Origin of the sequence: Paraburkholderia azotifigens (assembly GCF_007995085.1) — a bacterium.
GTDB lineage: Bacteria > Pseudomonadota > Gammaproteobacteria > Burkholderiales > Burkholderiaceae > Paraburkholderia > Paraburkholderia azotifigens.
Genome location: NZ_VOQS01000001.1, coordinates 272,251 through 295,695, shown reverse-complemented (window position 1 = coordinate 295,695; position 23,445 = coordinate 272,251). Strand labels below are relative to the sequence as shown.

The 23,445-nt window shown below is 64.3% G+C and carries 15 protein-coding genes; 2 read left to right on the top strand and 13 right to left on the bottom strand.

Going from position 1 to position 23,445, the window contains the following annotated elements:
* Nucleotides 1–704 precede the first annotated feature (704 nt).
* From FRZ40_RS01370 to FRZ40_RS01355, 4 genes are all read right to left on the bottom strand, one after another.
* Nucleotides 705–1,658 (bottom strand): IS5 family transposase, encoded by a 954-nt coding sequence (locus FRZ40_RS01370; protein ID WP_147233054.1) that lies wholly within the window; start codon nucleotides 1,656–1,658, stop codon nucleotides 705–707.
* Between the two features lie 224 nt (nucleotides 1,659–1,882).
* Nucleotides 1,883–3,274, bottom strand: coding sequence for an NAD(P)/FAD-dependent oxidoreductase (locus FRZ40_RS01365; RefSeq protein ID WP_147233053.1), 1,392 nt, complete (start codon nucleotides 3,272–3,274; stop codon nucleotides 1,883–1,885).
* A gap of 69 nt (nucleotides 3,275–3,343) precedes the next feature.
* On the bottom strand, nucleotides 3,344–4,933 hold the full coding sequence (locus FRZ40_RS01360; RefSeq protein ID WP_147233052.1) for a purine-cytosine permease family protein: 1,590 nt from the start codon (nucleotides 4,931–4,933) through the stop codon (nucleotides 3,344–3,346).
* 259 nt (nucleotides 4,934–5,192) lie between these two features.
* On the bottom strand, nucleotides 5,193–6,146 hold the full coding sequence (locus FRZ40_RS01355) for a LysR family transcriptional regulator (RefSeq protein WP_028368686.1): 954 nt from the start codon (nucleotides 6,144–6,146) through the stop codon (nucleotides 5,193–5,195).
* 127 nt (nucleotides 6,147–6,273) lie between these two features.
* Here FRZ40_RS01355 and FRZ40_RS01350 point away from each other — a divergent pair, with 127 nt between their 5' ends.
* The gene (locus FRZ40_RS01350; RefSeq protein WP_147233051.1) at nucleotides 6,274–7,626 is read left to right on the top strand and encodes an NAD(P)/FAD-dependent oxidoreductase; all 1,353 of its coding nucleotides are present in this window, start codon (nucleotides 6,274–6,276) and stop codon (nucleotides 7,624–7,626) included.
* 12 nt (nucleotides 7,627–7,638) lie between these two features.
* On the opposite strand, the gene FRZ40_RS01345 is transcribed toward FRZ40_RS01350, so the two are convergent.
* The gene (locus FRZ40_RS01345) at nucleotides 7,639–8,532 is read right to left on the bottom strand and encodes a LysR family transcriptional regulator ArgP (RefSeq protein WP_028368684.1); all 894 of its coding nucleotides are present in this window, start codon (nucleotides 8,530–8,532) and stop codon (nucleotides 7,639–7,641) included.
* 97 nt (nucleotides 8,533–8,629) lie between these two features.
* Here FRZ40_RS01345 and FRZ40_RS01340 point away from each other — a divergent pair, with 97 nt between their 5' ends.
* Complete coding sequence (locus tag FRZ40_RS01340) at nucleotides 8,630–9,253, top strand: LysE/ArgO family amino acid transporter (protein WP_028368683.1); 624 nt, start codon at nucleotides 8,630–8,632, stop codon at nucleotides 9,251–9,253.
* Nucleotides 9,254–9,271: 18 nt separating this feature from the next.
* Here FRZ40_RS01340 and FRZ40_RS01335 read toward each other — a convergent pair whose 3' ends face one another.
* The 8 genes from FRZ40_RS01335 to FRZ40_RS01300 all read right to left on the bottom strand — a co-directional run bounded on the left by FRZ40_RS01335 (nucleotide 9,272) and on the right by FRZ40_RS01300 (nucleotide 23,185).
* Entirely contained in the window at nucleotides 9,272–10,210 is a 939-nt protein-coding gene (locus tag FRZ40_RS01335; RefSeq protein WP_147233050.1) for an endo alpha-1,4 polygalactosaminidase, read from the bottom strand.
* Between the two features lie 18 nt (nucleotides 10,211–10,228).
* Nucleotides 10,229–11,602: an exopolysaccharide Pel transporter PelG gene (gene pelG / locus FRZ40_RS01330; protein WP_147233049.1), complete on the bottom strand. Its 1,374-nt coding sequence runs from the start codon at nucleotides 11,600–11,602 to the stop codon at nucleotides 10,229–10,231.
* Nucleotides 11,602–13,221 carry a GT4 family glycosyltransferase PelF gene (pelF, locus tag FRZ40_RS01325; protein ID WP_147233048.1) on the bottom strand — a complete coding sequence of 540 codons (1,620 nt, stop codon included), beginning with the start codon at nucleotides 13,219–13,221 and terminating at the stop codon, nucleotides 11,602–11,604. The genes pelG and pelF overlap by 1 nt, the downstream gene beginning before the upstream one ends.
* The gene (locus FRZ40_RS01320; protein ID WP_147233047.1) at nucleotides 13,218–14,267 is read right to left on the bottom strand and encodes a tetratricopeptide repeat protein; all 1,050 of its coding nucleotides are present in this window, start codon (nucleotides 14,265–14,267) and stop codon (nucleotides 13,218–13,220) included. The genes pelF and FRZ40_RS01320 overlap by 4 nt, the downstream gene beginning before the upstream one ends.
* Nucleotides 14,260–15,663, bottom strand: coding sequence for a PelD GGDEF domain-containing protein (locus FRZ40_RS01315; protein ID WP_147233046.1), 1,404 nt, complete (start codon nucleotides 15,661–15,663; stop codon nucleotides 14,260–14,262). Before FRZ40_RS01315 ends, FRZ40_RS01320 begins: the two co-directional genes overlap by 8 nt.
* 90 nt (nucleotides 15,664–15,753) lie before the next feature.
* A complete protein-coding gene (locus FRZ40_RS01310; RefSeq protein ID WP_028368677.1) occupies nucleotides 15,754–16,305 on the bottom strand; it encodes a hypothetical protein in 552 nt (183 codons plus the stop codon).
* A 51-nt stretch (nucleotides 16,306–16,356) separates the two neighbouring features.
* The gene (locus tag FRZ40_RS01305) at nucleotides 16,357–20,331 is read right to left on the bottom strand and encodes a tetratricopeptide repeat protein (protein ID WP_147233045.1); all 3,975 of its coding nucleotides are present in this window, start codon (nucleotides 20,329–20,331) and stop codon (nucleotides 16,357–16,359) included.
* Complete coding sequence (locus tag FRZ40_RS01300) at nucleotides 20,321–23,185, bottom strand: bifunctional glycoside hydrolase/polysaccharide deacetylase family protein (RefSeq protein WP_147233044.1); 2,865 nt, start codon at nucleotides 23,183–23,185, stop codon at nucleotides 20,321–20,323. Before FRZ40_RS01300 ends, FRZ40_RS01305 begins: the two co-directional genes overlap by 11 nt.
* Between the last annotated feature and the right edge of the window lie 260 nt (nucleotides 23,186–23,445).

The window sequence follows — 23,445 nt, the reverse complement described above, 5'->3', positions numbered from 1 at the left end:
CGTTTTGCTTTCTGTGCTTCAGGCGTTGCCCCTGTGCGGGGCGGCACCTACTTTTCTTTGCAGCGGCAAAGAAAAGTAGGCAAAAGAAAGCCGCTCACACCGCTAATTCTTGTGTTCGCCTGCGGGCCCCCGACGGGTCCCGCACTCCAGACGGCAACGCAGTTTTCAACGCATGTTGCCAGCGCCTTTAACAGGCGCGTCACCCACTCCACTCACCCGTAGCGCAGCCGGCGGCAGCGAACCGTCCGCGCCGCCCAGGTGGCAAACGGTGTGTAGGCGGTCGCACCTTACGCGTTGGCGCTGCTACGACACCGATCCCGCTTTTCAGTCCGGAGCGGTGCACTTCCATCACGATAGCCTACACACAGTTTGCCACCTGGGCGGCCGGGGACTTCCTGGTAACGCGGTCCGTGACGCGGGCATGCGAAGCGGGTGATGCGTGAGTTAGTACGCTGGCAACGCGTATGAAATAGCGCGTTGCCGTGTGGAGTGCGGGACCCGTTGGGGGCCCGCAGGCAACAACTAGGATTGGCGGGGTTAGCCCGCTTTCTTTGCTTAGGAAGGTCTGAACAACCCGTTTTCTGCCTGGGATCTTTAACTGGCACGCGCGCAGTGGAATTCGCGTCCTCATTCACGCTGTGTTGAACCGATGCCGGTCGCATCTTGCGCATGGACGCTGCGCCTTTGGGGGGCGTCTTCACCCTTCATTTCGCTTTACCGAGCACCCCGCGAGCCAACCAGAGATTGATCAGCGCGAACTGCGTTTCGATCTGCGCCGTGTTTTTCGCCAGTCCCCGATACCGCGCCTTCAGATAGCCGAACTGACATTTGAGCACCCGAAACGGGTGCTCAACCTTCGCCCGCACGCCCGCCTTGAGCCGCTCGACTTTCTCGTAGATTCTGTCGAGCCGCTTGCTTTTGTCCAGCTTTCTTCGCTTGCTCGGCCTCATCGCCACGTGCCACTGGACGGCACCCGTTTCGCCTCGCTTCTCGATGCCCACGTAGCCCGCATCGGCAAACGCAACCTGCTCGTCGCCGTGCAACAGTTCATGCGCCACCGTGACGTCGTGAACATTCGCCGGCGTGCACTTCACGGTATGCACCAGCCCCGACTCCACATCGACTCCGATGTGCGCCTTCATACCGAAGTACCAGCTACCGCCCTTTTGCGTCTGGCTCATCTCGGGGTCTCGCGTGCCGGCCTTCTTCGTCGAACTGGGTGCCGAAATCAGCGTTGCGTCGACCGCCGAGCCCACCTTGAGCATCAGGCCCTTCGCCTGCAGGATCTCGTTGACCGTCGCCAGCATTCTGGCCGACAGCTCATGGGCCTCAAGCAGGTGCCGGAATCGCAGGATCGTGCTCTCGTCAGGCAGCCGCGTCATACCCGTGCCCAGCAGCGCGAACTCCCGGTACAGCGGTATGTCGTGCAGCGCCTCCTCCATCGCCGGGTCCGAGAGGCTGAACCATTGCTGCAGGAAGTGAATGCGCAACATCGTTGCGACTGGGAACGGTGGGCGGCCGGTCTTGCCTTTCGGATAGTGCGGTTCGATGAGCGCAATCAGCTTCTGCCACGGCACCACGCGCGTCATCTCATCGAGAAACTCGCGCTTGCGGGTGCGCTTCGTTGACAGATCCAGACCAAGACCAAGTTGTGTCATCACGCCACTCCATGAATTCTCCTGATCCCAGGATAGTCCAAGCTCACGTCAATGCCAGGACTTTTGCAGAGATTCCCTTACTTTCTTTGCGGCGGCAAAGAAAGTAAGTGCCGCCCCGCACAGGGGCAACGTCTGAAGCACAGATACGAATTCGCGGATGCCACCAAAGCCCAAAACCAAAAACAAAAAACCAAATAATGGCGACTAGCGTCGCAGACAAAAAACTACATAGGAAACCCAAGCGCCTTGATGGAATTAATCCACCACCTCCTCCACCCACCCCGATCATCCGCCCCATCAAACGCATTGAAAGTGATCTTGGCAGCAATCCACCGCACAGGCTCAGGCGGAATATAAGAAGGCCCTTTCCGCGAGATATCGAGCGAGGTAATCAACGTGTCGCGATTCCATAGCATCTCGAGCCCCATGCGCGCGCCAAACCGGCTACCGGCAACGCCAAAACCCGTATACCCCGCGACAAACACCGTCTTCCCCCCGTGGTACTTCCGGGCAAAAACAGCGCCCCGCGAACAGTAATCGATCGGCCCACCCCACGCATGCGTGAACTTCACGTCATCGAGTTGCGGGAACGTCCGATAAAACGCCTCAGCGAGCTTGTAGTAAGTACGCTCGTCGCGATCCTGCGCCGGATTGTTGTTGCCGCCGAAGTGATAACTCACGCGTCCGCCAAAAATAATGCGGTTATCCTTCGTCAAGCGAAAATAGTTGAGCTGCGTTCGCGTGTCATACACGCCCTGACGATTCTTCCAGCCAATGCGCGCCATCTGCTCATCCGTCAGCGGGCTCGTCGCGATGATGTGATCTCGCACCTGCATCACGCGCCGGTTGATATCCGATACGCCGACATTCGCGGTACCCGTGCCGAGCAAAACGCGCGGCGTCTCGATCCGCCCCGCCTGCGTGTACACGATCATCCTGTTGCCATGCTCTTCAAGACGCGTCAGCGGCGAATGTTCATGCACACGCACGCCAAGCTTCAATGCGGCCGCCTTGAGGCCCCATGCCAGCTTCGCGGGGTGAATCGTGCCGCTGCGGTTGCGCGACCACATCGCGCCCGCAAACAACGGTGAATTCAGTTGCTCGCGCGCCTTCTCGCTGTCGAGCAGCACGACGTCGTGACCATGCGACACGTGCAGTTCGAAATCGGTCTGCAAATGCGGCACATGCTTCTGTTCGACGGCCACCGTCATCTCGCCGTTCCATTCGACGTCCGCTTCGATGCCGTAACGCACGAGCGATGCCTTGAAGCCGTCAAGGTTCTCCTGGCCAAGCCGCTCGAGCACGTCGAGATCCTTAGGGAACACACGCGTCGCATTCGGCAGACCGTGCATCACCGACGTCGAAATGATCCCGCCCGGACGGCCCGATGCGCCATACGCAATCTTGCCGGCTTCGATCAGCACGACGTCCAGACCGGGATCGCTCTCCTTCGCCTGAATCGCCGCCCACAAACCCGTAAAGCCGCCGCCGACAATCACCAGATCGGCCGTGATCGGCCCGATCAGTTCGCGTTCGACGCCGGGCGCCGCCGGATTGTCCAGCCAGAAAGGGAACAGCTTGACACCTTCGAATGCGCGTTTGACCGACTCGCTCATCTTCTCACCTGCTCAATTCAATGCTTTGATTGTGATGCCACGAAGGCATGCTCTGTTGTCTATGTTGCATTACGCAGCGTCCTGCGTGTCGAATACTTCTTCGCGCGGCGCCGACACGCGGTTGCCTCGCATCGGACGCGGCTCGACTTGCCGGATCCGCGCATGCGTGGCCTTGTGGCTGCCGCGCAGCCATCGTCGGCCTTGCGGACCATACACGCCATCCGGCTCCGGGAAACATTGCAGCAGCGTCACATACAGCGTGCAAGCCAGCGTCAGCGAGACGGGCATGCTGATATCGAGTCCGCCCGCGAGCTGGCCAAGCGGACCGACGAACTGATCAGGCAGATTCACGAAGCACAGGCCCGTCAGTGCGCTCGGAACCCATGCGCCCATCGCGCGCCAGTTCCAGCCGTGCGTGAACCAGTAGTGACCGCCGCGGCCGCCGCGATTGAACACCTGCAGATCGTCGGACAGATAGAAACCGCGGCGCGTCACGTAACCGATGATCATGATCACCATCCACGGGCAGCTGCACGTGTTGATCAGCACCGAAAACGTGGACACGCTCTCGACGAGATTGAACACGAAGCGCCCGAGAAAGATGAAACCGATTGCCGCGCTGCCGATCAGCAGCGTCGCGCGCACACGGTTCAGCAGCTTCGGGAACATGCTCGACATGTCGAGGCCCGTGCCGTACAGCGCCGTCGTTCCCGTCGACATGCCACCGATAATCGCGATCAGGCACACGGGCAGAAAGAACCAGTTCGGCGAAATCGCCAGCAGCCCGCCGACGTAGTTGTTCGACGCGATGTAGTCGGGCGCCTTCTGCGCGATGATCGTCGCTGTCGCGAGACCGAAGAAGAACGGCACGAAGGTGGCGATCTGCGCGATCATGACGGCGAGCATCGTGCGATGCTTCGGCGTGTTCCGCGGAATGTAGCGCGCCCAGTCGCCCATCGTCGATGCAAACGAAACAGGATTGCTCAATGCAACCAGCACCGCGCTGACGAAGGCCGGCCAGAAACCCGCCGCGCCCATCGCCACCTTGCCCGCGTAGTGGCTGTCGAACGGACCGGCGAACGCGAAGATGCCCGCGATGAACAGCAAGCTCGCCGTCCACACGGCAATCTTGTTGACCCACAGCATGAAGCGAAAGCCGTAGATGCATACCGTCAACACGAGCACGGCGAAGATGCCGTACGCGACGCTCAGCGTGAAGCCGTTCACGGGCAAGCCGAGCAGATGGCTGGCGCCGCCCACGAGCGCATCGCCTGAACTCCACACGGCAAGCGAGAAGAATGCGACGGACGTCAGCAGCGCGAGAAACGAGCCGACGATGCGGCCATGAATGCCGAAGTGCGCGCCCGACGACACCGGGTCGTTCGTGCCGTTGCGCATGCCGAACAGACTCATCGGCGCAAGAATGCACGAGCCGGCCAGCACGCCGATCAGGATCGACGCGACGCCCGCCCAGAACGACAGGCCGAGCAGCACGGGAAAACTGCCGAGCACGGAAGTCGAAAATGTATTGCAGCCGCCGAACAGCAGCCGGAAGAGATCGATGGGCCGCGCATAGCGGGACGCGTCGGGGATGCGCTCGAAACCGAAGGCCTCGACGGTCGTGATGCTGGTGTTGTTGCTCTCGTAACTGCTGCTCATGTCTCCGACTCCTCTGACGGCCAGGGAAATCACACGGCTCGCCACAGGTTTCCGGCGTCCGCTTTTTAACAAATGTCTGGACGCCACTGTAAAGAGAAACAATTCGGGCACAAATATCGCCCGCGCAACCTTTACTTCGATATCGGTCGATGTAAGTCGAAACGCTTATTCGACAAGGCTTTCCACCCCTAATTCGATGCTTCCGAAAGTCGACGAGAGGCCAATGCCGGCGTATAACGTCGAAAAAAATCGGCAGATTTCAGATACGCCGGCGCTTCCTGGCGGCCGCGATGGATGGCATTGGAATCGGCACGCTGCCTTTCATCCCCTGTTCGATCAGGAAGTCGCGGAACAGGCTCGCGACGTGCGGCAGACGCTTGTCCGACACATACATCACGTACCAGTCGCGCTCGATCGGATTGTCCGGCAGCGGCAGCAAAGCAAGCAGCCCCGCCTGAAACTCCAGGTTGCACGCATGCAGCGACAGGAACGAAATGCCGAGCCCCGCCTCCACCAGTTGCTTGATTGCCTCGTTGCTCGACAGCTCGGAACCGATATGAATCTTGTGCCCTGCCTGCCTGAACAGATTCTCGACGGTCGAGCGCGTGCCTGAGCCGCGCTCGCGCACGAACAGGTTGGCCGACTCCAGATCGCCGAGCGTGAGGCGCTTCTTCTTCATCAGCGCGTGCGAAGGCGACGCGACGAAAGCCATCGGGTGCTTCGCGAACACCGTGGCGACCGTGCGCAATTCGCGCGGCGGACTGCCCATCACGGCGAGATCGATTTCATGTGTCGCCAGCATGCGAATGATGTCCGCGCGATTGCCGACCTTGAACTGCACCTTCACTTGCGGACGCGCTTCCGTGAAGCGCACGAGAAACGGCGGAATCAGATACTCGGCCGTGGTGATCGCGCCGATTCGCAGCGTGCCGCCCTGCTCGCCGTGCAACGCCGCGAGATCGTCGGCGGCGCCGTTCCACAGGTCGAGAATTTCGAGCGCATAACGCGCGAGGATTTCGCCCGCAGCCGTCAGTTGCACGCCGCGCCCCACGCGTTGCAGCAGCGGCGCGCCGGCCGCCTCTTCGAGCAAACGGATCTGCAGCGACACAGCGGGCTGCGTCAGGCGCAATTCCTCCGCTGCGCCCGACACGCTGCCAAGCTTCGCCACCGTATGAAGCGCCTTCAATTGCCGGAACGTCGCTGCCTTTAACATAAGTGAAAACCTATATGTCGTGTACAAACATTAAATTGTGCTGCGGTTTTCTCCAATTCTATACTGGACCTCACTGATGATGTTCACGCATGAATCGCATTGAAAAACGTTCAGGAGAGTACGCATCATGACTTCGATCGATCGACACACCGCCAGCAGCACCTGCACTGCGCCGCACCGAATCGTCGTCGTTGGCGGCGGCGTGGGCGGACTGGGACTCGCGACGCGTCTTGGCGAATCGCTCGGCAAGAGCGGGCACGCGCACATCGTGCTGGTAGACCGCTCGCCGACTCACTTCTGGAAGCCTTTGCTGCACGAAGCCGCCTCCGGCCAGATCGATCCCGCCACGCATCAGCTGCAATACGCGGTGCAGGCGCGCCGTCATGGCTTCGCATTCGAACAGGGTGCGCTGCAATCGCTCGATCGCACGCAGCGCCGCATCACGATCAGCGCAACGCGCGACGAGGACGGCCGTGAAGTCCTTCCCGCACGTCACATCGAGTTCGATACGCTCGTGCTCGCGCTCGGCAGCGTGACGAACTACTTCGGCGTGAAAGGCGCGGCAGAACACGCGCTGCCGCTCGAGTCCGTCACGCATGCGGAATCGTTCCGGCGCAAGCTGCTCGATGCGTGCACGCGTGCAAATCACGCTCGGCGCGTGAGCGGCACGCAGCACGTGCAGCCGGTGTCGATCAACATCATCGGGGCGGGCGCGACGGGTGTCGAACTCGCGGCGGCGCTGCGCGACAGCATCCGTCTGATGCATCGCTACAGCCTCTTTGCACTCGACCCGGAGCGTGACTTCTGCATCCGGCTGATCGAAGGCACGGAGCGCGTATTGCCGGCGCTGTCGCCGCGTATCTCTGCGCGCGCGCAGCGGATGCTCGGCAGTCTCGGCGTCGACGTGCTGACAACCACGCGTGTGACGCAAGTGCGCGCCGACGCCGTGTGCACGCACGACGGCCAGCAACTGTCGAGCGATATCGCGATCTGGACGGCAGGCATCGCGGGCCCGCCCGTGCTGCGCGTGCTCGACGGCATCGACGTGAATCGCAACGCGCAGGTGCTCGTGAAGCGCACGCTGCAAACCACAACGGACTCGAACGTCTTCGCGTTAGGCGATTGCGCGGCCTGCCCTTCGCATGCCGATGGCTTTCTCGCGCCGCGCGCACAGGTTGCGCATCAGCAGGCGATGTTTCTGGCGCGTGCGCTGAAGTGCCGTGTCGGCGGCGAAGCGCCGCCTGAGTTCACGTATCGCGACGCGGGCACATTGGTCGGCTTCGGCAACGTCGGCACGATCGGCAGCCTGAGCGGTTTGCGCGAGCGGCCCGTGTTCGTCGATGGCTGGCTCGCGACCGTCGTGTACCGGCTGATCTATCGCCGGCACGTGATGACAGTCAGCGGTTTCGCGCGCATGGCGCTCGATACGGCGAGCCATTGGCTGCGTCGCCGCGTGCACCCCGTAATCCGCTTGCATTGATAACGCAGGCGGTCAGTCGAGAAAATCGGCTGACCGCTTGCGCAGCGCGGCCCCGAAATCGTCGAGCCAGCCGATCGACAACCGCCAGCTCTGCCAGTACAGATCGACATCGAGGTGCTTGCCGGGCGCCATGTCGATCAGTTCGCCGCTTTCGAGCTGCCCCGCGATCATCCTCTCGGGGCACATGCCCCAGCCCAGGCCCGTCGCGCACGCGCGCAAAAAGCCGGACACGTGCGGAATCCAGTGCGTCGGCGCATCGACCTCCGCGCGCGTGATCTTGTGCACGAAACGCGCCTGCAGTTGATCTTTCGGATTGAAGTCGACGCACGGCGCGGTGCGCAGCGTGTCCCGGCTGACGCCTTCGCTGAAATAACGCTCGTAGAACGCGGGAGTGCAGACGGCGAGATAGCGCATGCGTCCCAGACGCGTCGAACGGCATCCCTGCACCGGCTCCGCTTGCGTCGTCACGGCCCCTTGCACGCTGCCGTCGCGAATCCGCTGCGCGGTATGGTCCTGGTCGTCGATGACGAGATCGAGCAACATGCCGCGCTCCACGCAGAAGTCCGCGACGGCATCGACGAACCACGTGCCCACGCTGTCGTCGTTCACGGCCACGCGCAAGGTCGGCCACGGTTCGAGCAGCGCGCCGGGCAGCTCGGGCATGCGCCCGTTCAACTCCGCTTCGAGCAGCTGCACCCGCTCGGTATGCCGGCACAGCAGCGCCCCTGACCGTGTGGCCGTGCAAGGCTGCCCGCGCTTCACAAGCACGCTGCCGACACGCTCTTCCAGCAATTTCACCCGCTGCGACACGGCGGAAGGCGTCACGTTCAGCGCGGCGGCCGCCCGGTCGAACGAGCCGTGACGCACAACAGCCGCGAGTGCATCCAGCAGTGCATAGTCGAGCATTAGCGCTCCTTAATCCGCGTTACGGAAATTAGCTTCGCTTATTCTAGCGATCACGGCACACTCTCGCCATCCGATTCAACCCTCTCTCCAAACCATCATGAACTGGCTGGCTTTTTCGCATGGCGCCGCGTTGTGCGCCTCGTTGATCGTCACTATCGGCGCGCAGAACGCGTTCGTGCTCCGTCAAGGCATCATGCGCTCGCACATCGGCAAGATCGTGCTGCTGTGCACGCTGTCGGACTTTCTGCTGATCGGCGCGGGCGTCGGCGGCGCGTCGGTGCTCGTCGAGCGTTATCCGGCCTTCATTCACGCACTGTTGTACGTGGGTCTCGCCTACCTCGCGTGGTTTGGCATCAGCGCGTTGCGTCGCGCGTTGCGCCCCGGCCATGCCGTGCTCGACACCGACGCGAACAGCGATGCTGCGCCGCCCGCCCAGCGCGCCGTGCCCATCGTGCTGATGACGCTCGCCTTCACGTGGCTCAATCCGCACGTCTATCTGGATACGTTTCTGCTGATCGGCACGGCGGGGGCGCGTGAAGCGCAGGGCTCACGCGCTGCGTTTGCGATCGGCGCGATGGCTGTGAGCGCGGTCTGGTTCGTGGCGTTGGGATATGGCGCGCGCGCACTCGCGCCGCTCTTCAGGCGCGCCACCGCGTGGCGCGTGCTGGATGGCGCGATCGGCAGCATGGTGTTGCTGCTGGCCGTCACGCAGTTGCGCTGATTCGCTGCGGGTCGCCGCTCAGCGCCTGAATGTCGCCTTCTTCAGCGGCGGCGCACCGTCGGCCAGAACCGTGCCGCCCGCGCCGACCGTCTGCAATCCGCCGTCCGTCACGTACGGTATGAGGCCGAGCGCCTCGATTTTCTGTACGATCTCGCGCCGGCACGCATCGTCTTCGGGCGGGCAATAATCGATCGAAATCACGGGCAGGCCGTAGCGTTCGTGAATCTGCCGCGCCTGACCGAGCAGCCATTCGCGGTCGTTCCCGGGCACTTCGCCGTAGCGTTGATTCGTCTGATCCCAGCGACCAAACAGCGATTCGAACGCGACGGCCGCGACCTGATCGTGCGCCTGCGGCAAGATGTCGAAGCCACGATTCAGTATCAGTTGCGCCTGCGGATAGCGCGCCTTCAATGCGTGCAGCACGGCCACGACGCCCGCCTGCTGCTGCGCCCGCTCGACGTCCGTCTTCGCGACGAGCTGATACGAATCCAGCGTATCGAGGAAGAAGCCGCGATAGCCGCGCTCCCACAGCGGCTTGACGATCTGCTCGACGAAAAACGCGGGCCAGCCGGGCGCCGTCTGATCGACGATCGTCGACGACCACGCCGCGTTGCTGCCCGCAAACCACGTCTTCGGCATCTGCGCGTAATACGCGCGCTCTTTCGTCACTTCGCCGACGCTCACATATGCATACCAGTTCGGACAATGCGCCGTATGCGTGCGCGGATCGAAACCGCTGTCGGGCTCGATCACCACGGAGTCGAACTGTTCGAAGCGCTCGGCCTGCACGCTCGCGCCGTAGAAGAACGCCACGGCCCCGATGCCTGTCGATGAAACCCGCTTGCACGCGGCCAGCGCTGGCCGCAACCATGCCACCGACAGCAGCAGGATGACGATGGCCGCGCATGCGACGACGATCCACGAAACGCCCAGGCGGGCGAGAGAACTGGCTGTCATGATGGCGACACGTAGCGCTCAGTTGCGCAGCATGTAGGTTTCGTATTCGAGCTTGCTGAACTTGCGGTCGAGCAGCTGCACCGCGGCGACGACGAGAATCAGCAGCGTCAGCGCGAAGCCATAGCCGTAGAAGTCCGGCTGCATCAGCAGGGTAACGCCTGTCAGAATACCGTTCAACAGCACGAATGCAAGACACAGCCGCAAAACCGTGCGCCGTGCATCCAGATAGAAGAACACGTTCAGCAGACCGAGCAGCAGCACCTGCAGGCTTGCCGCGATCACGTCGACGATCATCAGCGGCATGTACAGCGACGAAATGCCCAGCGCATCGAGCACCAGATGGCCGAACGCGAGAATCAGCAGCAGCACGACGGCCTGAATCTTCACGATCTCATAGAGACCCGCGCGCACGCTGCCAACCATCATGTCGCGCATATCGTTGATATGGCGCAGCGTCGCGCCGCTGCGCACGGCGTCGTAGAAGCGGTCGTAGTATTCGACGAAGTCCGCTTCGATACGCACGAGGAACGTCGCCATGCCCGGCATCACGCACACATACGCAATGAACACAGGGATGTCGTAGATCACGGACGCGTTGAGCGGACCGATCACTTTCGAGCCCGTCCCCGGCGCATACCAGAACATGAACTTGTCGATCCACACGCCGAGGTTGAACAGAAGCCCGACCATCGCGAGCGACGGATACGCAAAGCGCTTCTGCACCACCTCGAACGAAATGAAGCGCGGGCTGCGATAGTTGCGATAGATGAGTCCCGACAAGCCCGCGAGCAGCACCACGTGCCCCGCGACGAAACCGCCGAGCAGCCCTGACAGGCCATGTGTGTTCAGCATCAGCGCAAACGCGACGGTGCAACCGTAGCCGAGCGCGAACACATAGAGAATCTGCCGGTACTGCTTGACGCTCGACAGAAAGATCACCGCGATCCAGATATTGCTGATGACGACGAAGCCCGCCACCATCAGCAGCCGGTAGACGAGCGGCTCGCCGCGAAAACCGAAGCCCACGGCCAGCATGCCGAGCACGCCCGAGGCCGCCGTCGAGATCAGCACCACACCGTTGTAGTTCGACAGCACGAGGTCGTCGCGCTTCTCGAACAGCCGGTCCGAGATGAAGCGCGTGAACGACAGTTGCAGCGGTCCCGTGAGTATCAGACTGCACGCGATCAGATACGTGACCGACACCTGGAACTGCACGATCGCGTACTTCGGTATCACGAACGCGAGGCTCATCACGCCGATGATCAGAATGCCGAAGATCGACAGGATCAGCGGACCCGAACTGATCAGGCCTGCATACGCGTAAGCGCGCGCGACGCCGAGCAGCGTCTGGTGCTTGAGGATCTTGCGAAGCTCGAAACCAATGCCTGCCATCAGCGCACCTCTTCCGTCTGTGCCGCAGCCGCCCTGCCCTCATGCATCGGACAGCCGCCGCCCTGCTTGCCTTTCGCAGCCTTGACGCGCGACGGCGCGGCCATCAGGCGCTGATACAGCGCGCGATATTGATCCGTCATCTGCGCCTTCGTATAGAACCGCCGCACGCGCTGCAAGCCCGCCTCTTGCGCGGCAAGCCAGCGCGGCTCGTCGCCGAGCAGGTCGAGCACGGCCTGCGCGAACGCAGCCGGATTCGCAATCGGCACCACGCTGCCCGCGGCGCCCAGTGCGCGATCCTCGTCGCCGTAACCTTCGATCAGTTGCCGGCATGAACCCACGTCCGTCGTGATCGACGGAATGCCTGCCGCGAACCCTTCGAGCACGACGAGCGGCAAGGCCTCGCTGATCGACGTCAGCGCGATCACGTCGACCTTCGGCAGAATGTCGTGGATACGCTGGAAGCCGAGGAACTTCACGTTCTTCGCGAGGCCGAGGCTTTCGGCGAGCGCGCGGCACTCCTGCGCGTACGCGGGGTCTTCTTCCTCGGGACCGACGATCCATCCTTCGATATCGGGCATCGTGCGCGACGCGATGAAGAGCGCGCGGACGAACGTCTTGATGTCCTTGATGGGCACCACGCGGCCAATCAGCGCGACTACATTGCGCGGCCGCTCGGCGCGTTGTTCGACGAGGGGCGCGAGCCCTTCCACGTCGACGCCGTTCGGAATGTTGCGCGTGCGTCCGGCTTGCGCGCCGTCGGCGATCTGGCGCTGACGGTTCGCTTCATAGAGCGCGACGATATCGTCGGCGGCGTCGTACGCAAGCTTGCCAAGCGCTTCGAAAAAGCGCACCCACAGTTCGCGGAAATAGCTGATCTTCGAAATGTCGCGTTCGAACGCGCCACGGTTGTCGCGGATCCACTGGCTTTGCAGCAGGTCGATCTTGCGCTCTTTCGTGTAGATGCCGTGCTCGGAGATCAGCAGCGGACGGCCCGTGCGATAGTGCAGCAAAGCGCCAAGAAAACCCGCATAGCCCGTCGACACCGTGTGATACACCTTCGCGGGCGGCAGCTGCTCCGCGACGCGCGCAAGCTGCCACAGCGGCTTGTGCATGATGCGTACGGTCCAGAAGTAATCGGTGAACGACGGGTCCGTGCAATAGCGGTGATACTGATCGACGATGAAGTTCCACGCGGCGCGGCTCGTCAGGAACTGCTCTTCGCTGAGCGGCGCCTGGTCGCCGATCAGTTGCACCATGTCGGCCATCATCGCGCCGGGCTCGACCTCGCCCTTGTTGCGCCACGCATCGTGCAGCGCAGCCGACTTCGCAAACGCATCGGCATCGCCGGGAATTTCACGCGCCGCCTGAGCGTCGACGGCCCCTGCTTCGTACAGATAGTGCGCTTCGAAGTGCACGACGTTGTCGGGCAACGCATAAGCGGCGCCCTTGTAGTCCTCTTCGCGGCTGCCGATAAACGCAATCGCAAAGCGCAGCTCGGGATACGAGCGAAGCATGTCGTTGACCCAGCTCGACACGCCGCCGCGCACGAAAGGGAACGTGCCTTCGAGCAGCAGGCAGACATCGGCGTCCGCAGCGCGGCGCATCAGTGACGGTTTCATGTTGACCAGTAACGCGCAACAGGTTTGAGCATCGGCAGCGTCGCGGCATTGCCGAGCGACGCGAGCAGTTCGGAGACGCGCGCGTAATCGCCGCGCAGATATTCGACTTCGGCGAGCCACGGCACGAGACGCTCGCGCGGAAAGCCGAGCGATTGCGCTCGGTCCATGTAGCGCGCGGCTTCGTCGGCGTTGCCGTTGGAGAGCGCGAGGCGGCCGCGAATCATCCACAGCGCGGCGTCGCTGTCGTCGATCTCCAGCGCGGCGCGCGCATAGCGGTCCGCCTGTTCGAGCGTGTGCCGGTAGACGACGCCCTGCACGAGGTTCTGATAGATCAGTTCGAAGTACAGTTCGGCGAGCTGCCGGTTGAGCGCGCGGCGATCGCCGTCCGATTCCGCCGACTCCAGCGTCCTCGCCGTATGGAAGATGCGCTGCATCACGTCGTTTTCCGCCTGATCCAGCGTGCCGTATGCGATCAGACGCACGTCTTCGACGGGATCCGCGAGCAGGTCGCGCAGCAGCGTGCCCGTCGTGCGCGTCGGCATGTTCTGGATCGCGACGAGTGCGGACAAACGGTCGGCCGCGGCAACCTTCGTATTGACGAGACGCGCCTGCAGACGCGCGCCGCCGCCGTGCGAAACACGCGACATCAGATACGTGACGAACTCCGGCGCGGGCACGTCGCCCATTTCATCGTCCGCACGCGATGCGGGAGAAAGCGCTGCCCAGATGCAGCTGGCAAGCACCACCAGAGCGCCGCACAGCGGCACGAACGTGCACGCAAGGCCGAGCCACAGCAAGCTCCATGCACGCGGCTCTCGATAACGCAGCGGCAGCAGCTGGCGGAACAGCAGCGCCTGCAACATGCCGCACACGACATCGAGCGCGATCGCGGGCAGCAGCGGATCGTATGCCGTGGGCATGTCCGCGAAATACACGATGCCCACGCCCTGCACGCACGCGACGATCACGATGCCCAGCGCCGCGAGCACCGACATCACGAAGCCGATGACGCCGCCCGTCGGGCGGTCTGTGGCGATCTTACCCATCGAGACCACTTCGCATGAGAAGACGCTTCAACGCCGGACCCGGCTCGTCGCCGCCGAGATGCAGCGTATGCACGCCGATGCGCGCGCCTTCGAGGTCGAGATTGAACTGCGAACGCAGGCTCGATTCGATCCGCGCGAGATAGCCGTCGACGCCCGTCGCATCCGTCGCGGGCATCAGGTTCAGCAGCACCGACTGGCCTGCCGCCTTCACCGGCCACATCAGATCGAGCGACCGGCGGCGGCGCATCACGTGTTCGAAGAAGGAATCGCCGGCGTCGTCATGCGGGAACACGAGCGCCACCAGCGACGACGTGATGCCCGCCGACCGTTCGAGGCGCGTAAGGCGGCTCACGTCGAGCGCGAATTCGTACGGGCAATCGGGCACCGCCTTCAGGATGTCGCGCACCTGCTGCGAGTGCTCGACGCCGTCGGCGTAGTAGCCGAGCAGCACGAGCAGCAGTTGCAGGTTGTCGAAGTTCAGCGACAGGAACGGCATGCGGCGGATCGCGAGCATCGCCAGCATGCGGCCGTCGGCGGAAATGAGCGGCGCGCAGACGAGCAGATGCGTGTTCGTCACGGGACGCTCTTCGCTCTTCAGATGCGCGACGGCGCGCGTTTCGAGCGCGCGTTGAACCAGCTCGTCGCGCGGATCGAAATCGAACGTGTCGCCGATATGCGCGAACGCCTCGCGCCCCACCTTGCCGTCACGCACGGGATACAGCGCCGCCACTTCGATCTGGCAGGCCTGCGCGACGAATTCGAGCAGCTCGCGCGTGCCCGGCATGTCGCCCGAAGGATGCGCCTTCGCGTCGAGACCATGCGCGACGGAGATGCGGCGCAGTTCGGTGATCGAGTCGCGCAGCGTGGTCGGCTTCGTCAGCAGGTCCTTTTCGAGCCGCTCGTGCGACAGACGCATCAGATAGTGGCTGTTGGTGATCGCGACGAGACGGTCGTTCAGGTAATCGTTGATCGCGTTCGCGCGTTGCGCACGGCTGCCCCACGTATCGCCGAAGTGGCCCGCAATGATGGTCTGCAGCACGCCGCCCGTGAAGAACAGCGTCGGCCAGGCCGCCGTGCCGCCGTGATACAGCGCCTGATAGGCGCCGATCAGCATCGCGCAGCCCAGCACGCCGAGCAGCGTGCCGTAGCGCAGCGCGACGACGAGCGGCGCGAACCACAGCCACGGGAAGCCCGTGTGCATCAGGAACGGATCGTCGCGATCGAGCCCGTAGCAGGCCGCGAAGACCACGCCGATGAAAACGATCGTCTCCGCGATGGAAAACGGCCGCGACACCGCGGGCGCGACGAGACGCCGCCACGCGCTCAGGTTGCCGAACGGGTTCGATTGGCGCGGCTTCGCCGCACTGGCGGCGCTTTGCGCGGTGACGGTATTCACAGCCGACTCCTCATCACGTGTCGAATTGCCTGGTTATTGCAGATTGCAGCGGACGAGCGGCGCGGCGACGCGCGACGCTCATGCGTGGCATCAGCCGCGCGTGCGCAGCGGCGACAGCAGGCTGCCGATCAGCGACGACGCCACGCTCGAAAGGCTCGAACGCGTCCAGCCGCTCTTCGAACCCGTCGCGCTCCACACGACCTGACCCGAGGCCACGTCGATCAGCTCGAACGTCACGCCCGCGACGGGCTCGCCGTCCACGCCGACCTTGTAGCGCCACTCTTCCACGGCGCCCGTCAGCACGTACTTGACGCGCTGCTCGCGCGCCCACGCGAGCTTCTTCTCGCCGATATCGCGCTGCGCGGTGTCGAACATCGCGTTAGCCGATGCGTCGACGGGCGCGAGGCGCACGTCGGCGAAACCGTTCGCGCGCAACGCGTTCGCCGCGATGGCAGCCGCACTGCTGCCCGCCGCCGGCGTTTCGGTGAAGTTCGCCATCGTCACGACGGCGACGGCATCCTTCGATGCGAGCGCGGGCGAGCCCGCCTGGGCAATCGTGCCGCACGCGCCCAGCACCAGCGCCGCTGCGGCCGCTGCCGCCACCCATTTGATCAAACGTGACCATCCGTTGATGTTGCTCATCGAACCACTCCTCAGAAATGTCGTTATTCGCCCAGATCGCCGTTGCCGGCATCAGTAGAACCATCGATAGCGCGCACCCAGCACCGTGACGGGCGTGCCGATCTTCGACACGCGCTGATGCTGCAGAAACACTGCGGCATGATCGCCGCCGAACACCGTGCCCGCGATGCCGAGACTCACGTCCGGCCCCCAACCCTGAATCGAGTCGTGCACGATGCCGACGTCGAAGAACGGACGCCATGCATGCGTGTACTGCTCGAGCAATTCGTCGCCGAAGCCGAAAAAGAAGCCGTATTGCGTGTACGTGTCCGGCATGAAATCTTGCGGCGATGCCGGCTGCAAGGCCGTCGGCAGCAGACGCGTCATCAGTGCGTCGGCCTGGCCGCTCGCGCCGTAGCCGCCGTGCGTGATCAGCGCGCGCACCGTGTAGTCCGGATAGTTCGTGCGGATGCGATAGCTGACTTCGCCCGTCGACAGCACGCCGCTGCCGATGTAATTGCGCGCCTGGCTATAGAAGCGGTCCGCCTCGATGCTGCCCGTGAACGTGATGCGCTCCGTCGCGCGATACGTGAAATCGCCGATCAGGTTGTCCTTCATGCCGCCCACGAGCAACGCCTGGTTTTCGTCGGCGACCTGGTTGCGGCCCGCGCGCACGCCGAGCGTCAGCGGCGAGTTGCGGCCGAAGTCGGCGGCGAGGTCGAGCGTGTAGAACGCGGCCGAGCCGACGCGGCGGCCGCCCGTGATCATGAACGACGTGTCGCGCGTGCGACGCTCGCCGTGGATGTTGAGCCAGCGGTCGACAGACGGCACGTTGGTCAGCTGCGTGATGTCCGTCGAATGCTGGAAGTGCTGCACCGCTGTCACGCCGACGAGATATCGCTCGGCCACCTTGCGGCTCGCCGCGAGCGTCGTCTCGACATAATCGAGGGGATGCTCGATGTGATTCTCCACGTCCGCGCCGATGAACTGCGGCCAGTCGAGCGTGGTTTCCGTCACACGCGTATGCAGGTCGGTATCTTCGGGCGCGCCGTCGAGCGCATCGAAGGCCAGTTGCTGCGCGCGGTCCGGCCGGTCGACGGCGATCGTCGCGTCGATGCGGTCGTTGACGGGCAGACGCGAGCGTTCCTGTGCGAGCAGACGCTCCATCGTCGGGATGTCGCTTTCGGCGAGCGCGATGGTCAGCTGCGCATCGACGGGGCGCGACAGCCGCTCGGCGTACTGCTGCGCGAGCCAGCGCTTCGCGAGCGGATTGCTTTCCTTCGACATCGCCCACGCCACGGCCACGTCCTTCGCGACCGCGCCGCGCACGCGCGCATTCACGGGCAAACCGGCGCCGTCCAGCGGCGCGCCGCCGGGCAAGCCGCTTGCCGCGCCGATCATCGTGCGGCGCGCGGCCGCGTTGTCCGCCGATGCCGGTTTCGCCGACATCAGGCTGTCGAGCAGCGCGGCCGACTCGTCGCCCGTCGCGTATTCGGCTGAGAGCGTCACGCGCCGTCCACGCAGGTCTTCGAGCGTCTCGGCGTCCTGCGCGGTGCGGCCGCGCATCGCCGCGCGCTGCGCGCCGTGCAGCTTCACGAGCCGCGCTTCGTCCTGCTGCAACTGCAGCCACACTTTCTTGCGGATCGACCACGCGAGACCGTCGTGGCCCGCCTGCTCCTGCGCGTCGGCATAGGTGAGCAGCCACAGCGGATCGCGCGACATCATCGCCGACTGGCGGCGCAGATATTCGAGCGCGGCGACGGGACGATTCAGGCGCATTTCGGCGGCGGCATACGGCTCCCACAACGCCGAGCTCTGATCGGCGCTGCCACGCCAGCGCTTGAGCGCTTCGCGCAGATCGCCGTCGCTGCCGTAATCGACCAGCGTCCACAGATACGCCGCGCGCAGATCGGAACTCGCGCCGGGCAGATCGACGGCGCGCTTCAGATCGGCGAGCGCCTTCTGCGGCTCGTTGATCAGCCGGTAGTATTCGGCGCGCACGCCGAGCAACGCGGGCGATGCTTCCGCTGCCTTCAGTTCTTCCGGCGAGAGACTCGCGAGCAGAAACGCGATGCGGTCCATCGCCTGCGCGTCGGTGTAATAGAAGATCGCGTCCTGCAATGCGCGCACCGTGTGATCGCGGCGATAGCGCAACTCGGCGACGCGGCCCGCATCGATCGGATACGGATCGTAGAAGTAGGTCATGTCGCCGAGGTCTTCGGGCGTCGCCGCGCCGCTCGCGATCAGATGCCGGTACGCTTCGTTCGCGTCGTCGTCCAGTTGCAGCAGACGCGCGAGTTCCGCGTAGTTGCGCCAGAAGTCTTCGTCGGTGTCCTTTGCGCCCGCGCGCGCCGTCTTCAGCGCAGCCAGCGACGCGCGATAGTCGCCCTGTCGATACAGCACGCTTGCCGTGCGCAGCGCCGCGTTCGCGTCGTTGGGATGACGCGCCTGCACCGCGCGATACGTCGCGAGCGCCTGATCGTCGTGGCCGGCGCGTTCGGCAAGCTGGCCGATGCGCTGGTCGAGCGCGTCGGCGTTCTGCGCACGCGGCAGCGAGCGCAGGAACGCGAGGCCGTCGTCGGGACGGCCGAGACGCTCATACGTGGCGGTCACGTTATCGATCAGCTTCAGATCGCTCGGCGTCGCGCGCGCCTCGTGCACGAGCGCCGTCAGATACGCTTCGTCGTCGTCGAGCATCGGCGCGATGCGCAGCACGTTCTGCCAGCCGACCTGATCGTTCGACAGTTGCGCGTAGTCAAGCCACGACTTCAGCGCGAGCGACGGATCGCGATTCCATTCCGCGACCTGCGCAAGACGCTTGACCCATTCGACAGAACGCGGATCGCGCTGCACCTGCTGCGCGGCGATCTTCTGCGCGCTCGCCAGATCGCCCGATTCGACGAAAGCCTGGAACACGACGTTGGCGACGCTGGGGTCGGAGCGGATCGCGTCGCGGCTCAGGTTGTCCGTGGTTCGGGCGCCTTGCGTGCTGCTCGCGGCTTGCGGCGCTGCCGCTGCTGCTACGCGGATCACGCGCACGCTGCCCTGCTCTTCCCCGGCGGCCGCGCGCATCGCTGCACGCAGACTGACCAGCGCAGCGCCCCGGCCATACGCCACGGGTCCATCCATATACGCATACGCCGCCTGCGCCACGGCACGCACGTGTTCGCCGGGCGGCGACGTGGGCTCGGCCGCCGCGTACTTCGCCAGCAGCTTCGCGTAACGGTCGACGGCATCCGGACGGTTCGCCGCGCGCGCGAGATTGAGCAGCACGACGAGCGTTGCGGGATCGTCGGCGAGCAGGCCGAGATGTGCGTCGGCGGCCGTCAGCGCGTCGTTCAGCAGATTGCCCGACTGCAGCGTGCGGATGCCCGCGACGAAGCAGCGGCGCTGCTCGTCGCGCGTCTGCGCGGCGGCTTCCTGACGGAACCAGGCATCGGCAGCGGCGCGATAGTCGCCGACCTGCAGCGCGTAACGCGTGATCTGCGTGTCCCACTTGTTGCGTCCGTCGGGATCGTTCGCCGACAGCCGCGCGTACAGATGCGCAGCAAGATCGGGCATGCCGACGGCAGCGGAACGCTGCGCGAGCCATTCGAGATCCCGCGGCGCCCACGGCAGCTTCGCAGCCTGCGTGAGACGCGCGCGCAGATTCTCGAGCGCGGGCGCGCGGCGCGGATCGTCTTCGGGAATAGCGAAGGTGCGCTGCTCCGTCACCGACAGACGCAGCATCATCGCGCTGCGCAGCATGTCGTCCGAACCGAGCCTCTCCATGCGTTCGGCGATGCGCCCGGCGTCATCGGTGCGGCCCAGATACAGATACTGCGCGCCCAGCAGCGACAAAAACTCTGCGTTGTCGGGCCGCACTTTCGACCACGCTTCCAGATACGCGACGCTCAGCTCGCTCGGCTTGCCGACGGACGCAACGCGCTGACGCAAGCCGCCGCGCGGCGACACGCCGTACATCGTCGCGACGACCACGCCCGCGAGCGTGTAGATGAGCCACGTCGGAACGATACGGGGACGTTTGTCGTTCGTTTTATCGTTCACAGCGGATCTCGACGGGCTGATAGTGGACTTCGAGGGCGTTGAGCGGGGCCGTGTCGAAACGGACGTAAGCGCCGTCGTGCTTCAGCGGCACCGGGCGGCCCGCGATGCTCGCGCTGCACGTCTGCGCATTCGCAAGCTTCACGAACGGCTCGTAATAGCCGCCGAATTCGAACGACATGCCCTTCCCGTCGCGTTTGAAATCGCGCACGAAGCCGTTCGCCTCGGCGATATACGGGAGTGCGGCCGCCTTCGACAGCGCGCCCGGTTCGTCGAATGACACACGCGCCGCGCCATCCGTGATGTGGATATACGTGCCGTCCGGTCCCGGCGCATAACCCGTCACGCCGCGCGACGCATGCAGGTCGGGCGCTGTCGTCAGCGGCCAGTGCAGTTCGCGCACTTCGCCGTTGCCGCGCACGAGCCAGTCATCCGACTTCGCGTTGGCGCCTTCGCTTTGCACCGAACGCGCGACGGCGAACGAACGCCAGTCGAGCACCTTGTGGGCGTAGTCCGTCATGTGCACGGGCAGCACGGGCTGCTTGAGCACGGCCGCGAAGATCTGGTCGAGCGCGCGCAGCGACGCGACCTTCGTGCCGCTGTACATGTGGTAGTAGATGTCGACCGGCTTGAAGCGGCGCGGTGACTCCGTCATGTCGAACGTTTCGAGCACGCGCGTGAAGCCGTAGAACGGGCCGAGCCAGTCGTTCGTGTAGACGTTCTCGTCCTGGTTCGGCGCATACACCTGAAACGCGCCCGGTCCTTTCCGCACGCCGATGGGCGCGATATTGGTCCAACTGTTCGCGCTCTTCGTGATCACGGTATCGCCGCCGTTCACGTTGTCGACACCGGCCTGATAGGTCTTGCGCACGACGATCGCAGGCGGCTCGCAATTGCCCGGCCACTGCAGGATCGTCACCTTTTTGCCGGCCGGCGCGAGACGCGAATTGATGTAATCGATCGAGCCCGTCACTTCGCGATCGATATTGAACGTGTAGTTCGGAATGTTCAGCGAGAACGCCGTGTCGCCGCCGCCGCGGTCCACGCGCTCGCCCGTCTTCGCGTCGACGTTCTCCCATTCGAACGGATGCGAATACGTGTGCGTGCCGATCGCGACATACGGCAGCGCGAACATCTTGCGCGCGATCTCTTCCAGACGCGGCGAGATCTGCGGATACAGGCCCTTCGGCCCCACCTCGCCTTCGATCACCGACAGCGTCATCGGCACCTTGTAGCGCGTGAAGATCTGCTGATAGAGCGCTTCGCCCGAATAGTCGGCGCCCGGAAATTCCGCACGCGACGCGAAGCCGTCGCCGTCCACGTGCGTCATGAACAGACGCCGGCCGTTTTCGGTGGTGACGCTCGGCGACGGCATCGCCTGCAGGCGCAGCGCCTGACGCAGGAAGTCGATCGGCTGGATCGCCCAGCGCTCCTGGCCGATGCCGTTGAGCGACACGACCGTGTACGGGCTCATCGCGAAGCCGCCCCACGGCGTGATCGCGATCTGGTCGAGCGTCGCTTCGCCGCTCTTCACACGCAATAGCGATCTGCTCGCGCTGCCGACCTGCACGCCCGTCAGATCGCGTGCGCCGAGTTTCGGATCGACTTCGAAGCCGACCATCGGATCGCGCGACACGACTTCGATCCTGTCTGCGAACGGGCCCGCGACGGCCTGCAGATCGAGCGCACGGCCTTCGTCTTCCGCCGCGTCGAAACCGAACTGCCCCATGAACACGATGGGCACATGCGAGGCCATGCGCGCATCGACCCACGTGCGCCACGCGCCGCTGTTGGCCGTCTCATCGCCCTGCAGCCACGCGACGACGCCCGCGTAGCGGTCGGGCGTGATGCCGTCGGGCAACGGCTCGTTGACGTTCGCGTATTCGACGTCGTAGCCGAGATAGTTGAGCGGCGTCGCCAGATCGCGCACGCCGGGCGTTTCGTCGAGCGGCAGGTCTTCCTCGCTGTCCTGCACGATCAGCACCTTGCGCGGCAACACTTCGATCGCGCCGATGCCGACCGCGTTCAGCGACGCATTCGTCACATACGGCGTGACCCCGGCGGCGAGCACTTGCGCCGCCGTCGTGCGCGCGCAGGCGCGGTCGTCGGCGGGACAGGTTTCGATCGAGACGACGGGCACGCCCGTGCTTTGCGTGAAGTTTTTCGCGGCGGCGGCACGCGCATCGCGCTCGCTCGCGGCGATGTTGCCGTTCTGCGCATCGCGCACGAGCGCCGGGCCGATCACTGCGTAGAGCGCATTCGCGTGCGGCAGGGCGGCCTGCAACGCCGCATCGCCGCCGACCACGAGGCGCGCATCGGGATGCGCGGCGCGGATCGCGTCGATCGCCGCGATGGCGGCAGGCGTGTCGAGCAGGAAGCCGCGATAGCCGCGTTTCCACAGCGGCTCGATCTGCGTGGCGACGAATGCGTCGGGCGCGTCCTGCGCGGCGTCGTGCGTGCGCGCGAGCCAGACGGTGTGACGCAGCGGATGCGCGTCCGGATCGAAGTCGCTGGCGGGATCGATCACGACAGCATCGAACGCCTGCAATTCGCCGACGGGCACACGCGAGCCATAGAAAAGCGCGAGATTGACGCGCGGCGCCTCTTTGTCGCCCGCTGCTTGCGCGCGCAACTGTGTGGACGGCTGCTTCTGCGCCTCCGTCTGCGCCTGCGCAGCCACGCCGTGCAGCGCGAACGCCGCCGTCGCGGCGAGTGCAACCACGCGTGCGTGCGCCAGCGCACGCACGAGCAAGCGCGGTTGCGCCATCATCGTGCCGTGCACTGCGCGGCTCACGCCGTGCAACACCCCGTCGAGCGCCGATTGCGCTTCGAATATCGTTTGAATCCCCGCTCGCATACGATTTTTTCTTCGGTTAATTCTTTTTTACCGACCGGCTTTAAAAAACCGGTTTCCCGGGATTTACGTCCCGTCGATCAGCTACGCATAGCCATTTGTCAAATATCGGACAATGCGCGGCACACTTGAGGAAAATCAGCAGACTGGAAAGATCAGAGGATACGAAGCGCTATCTCTGTGAATCGGCGCGCATTTTAGCGCGTTCCACCTCGCTGGGAAGGGGTGTCGCAAAAATATCACGGGACCGAAAACGGCTTAAC

What these genes read in the sequence shown, in the direction of transcription:
- FRZ40_RS01345 (WP_028368684.1), bottom strand. Translation starts at nt 8,532, where the DNA reads ATGCTCGACTATGCACTGCTGGATGCACTCGCGGCTGTTGTGCGTCAC.
- FRZ40_RS01335 (WP_147233050.1), bottom strand. Translation starts at nt 10,210, where the DNA reads ATGACAGCCAGTTCTCTCGCCCGCCTGGGCGTTTCGTGGATCGTCGTC.
- FRZ40_RS01300 (WP_147233044.1), bottom strand. Translation starts at nt 23,185, where the DNA reads ATGCGAGCGGGGATTCAAACGATATTCGAAGCGCAATCGGCGCTCGAC.
- FRZ40_RS01365 (WP_147233053.1), bottom strand. Translation starts at nt 3,274, where the DNA reads ATGAGCGAGTCGGTCAAACGCGCATTCGAAGGTGTCAAGCTGTTCCCT.
- FRZ40_RS01350 (WP_147233051.1), top strand. Translation starts at nt 6,274, where the DNA reads ATGACTTCGATCGATCGACACACCGCCAGCAGCACCTGCACTGCGCCG.
- FRZ40_RS01360 (WP_147233052.1), bottom strand. Translation starts at nt 4,933, where the DNA reads ATGAGCAGCAGTTACGAGAGCAACAACACCAGCATCACGACCGTCGAG.
- FRZ40_RS01320 (WP_147233047.1), bottom strand. Translation starts at nt 14,267, where the DNA reads ATGGGTAAGATCGCCACAGACCGCCCGACGGGCGGCGTCATCGGCTTC.
- FRZ40_RS01355 (WP_028368686.1), bottom strand. Translation starts at nt 6,146, where the DNA reads ATGTTAAAGGCAGCGACGTTCCGGCAATTGAAGGCGCTTCATACGGTG.
- FRZ40_RS01340 (WP_028368683.1), top strand. Translation starts at nt 8,630, where the DNA reads ATGAACTGGCTGGCTTTTTCGCATGGCGCCGCGTTGTGCGCCTCGTTG.
- pelG (WP_147233049.1), bottom strand. Translation starts at nt 11,602, where the DNA reads ATGGCAGGCATTGGTTTCGAGCTTCGCAAGATCCTCAAGCACCAGACG.
- pelF (WP_147233048.1), bottom strand. Translation starts at nt 13,221, where the DNA reads ATGAAACCGTCACTGATGCGCCGCGCTGCGGACGCCGATGTCTGCCTG.
- FRZ40_RS01370 (WP_147233054.1), bottom strand. Translation starts at nt 1,658, where the DNA reads ATGACACAACTTGGTCTTGGTCTGGATCTGTCAACGAAGCGCACCCGC.
- FRZ40_RS01310 (WP_028368677.1), bottom strand. Translation starts at nt 16,305, where the DNA reads ATGAGCAACATCAACGGATGGTCACGTTTGATCAAATGGGTGGCGGCA.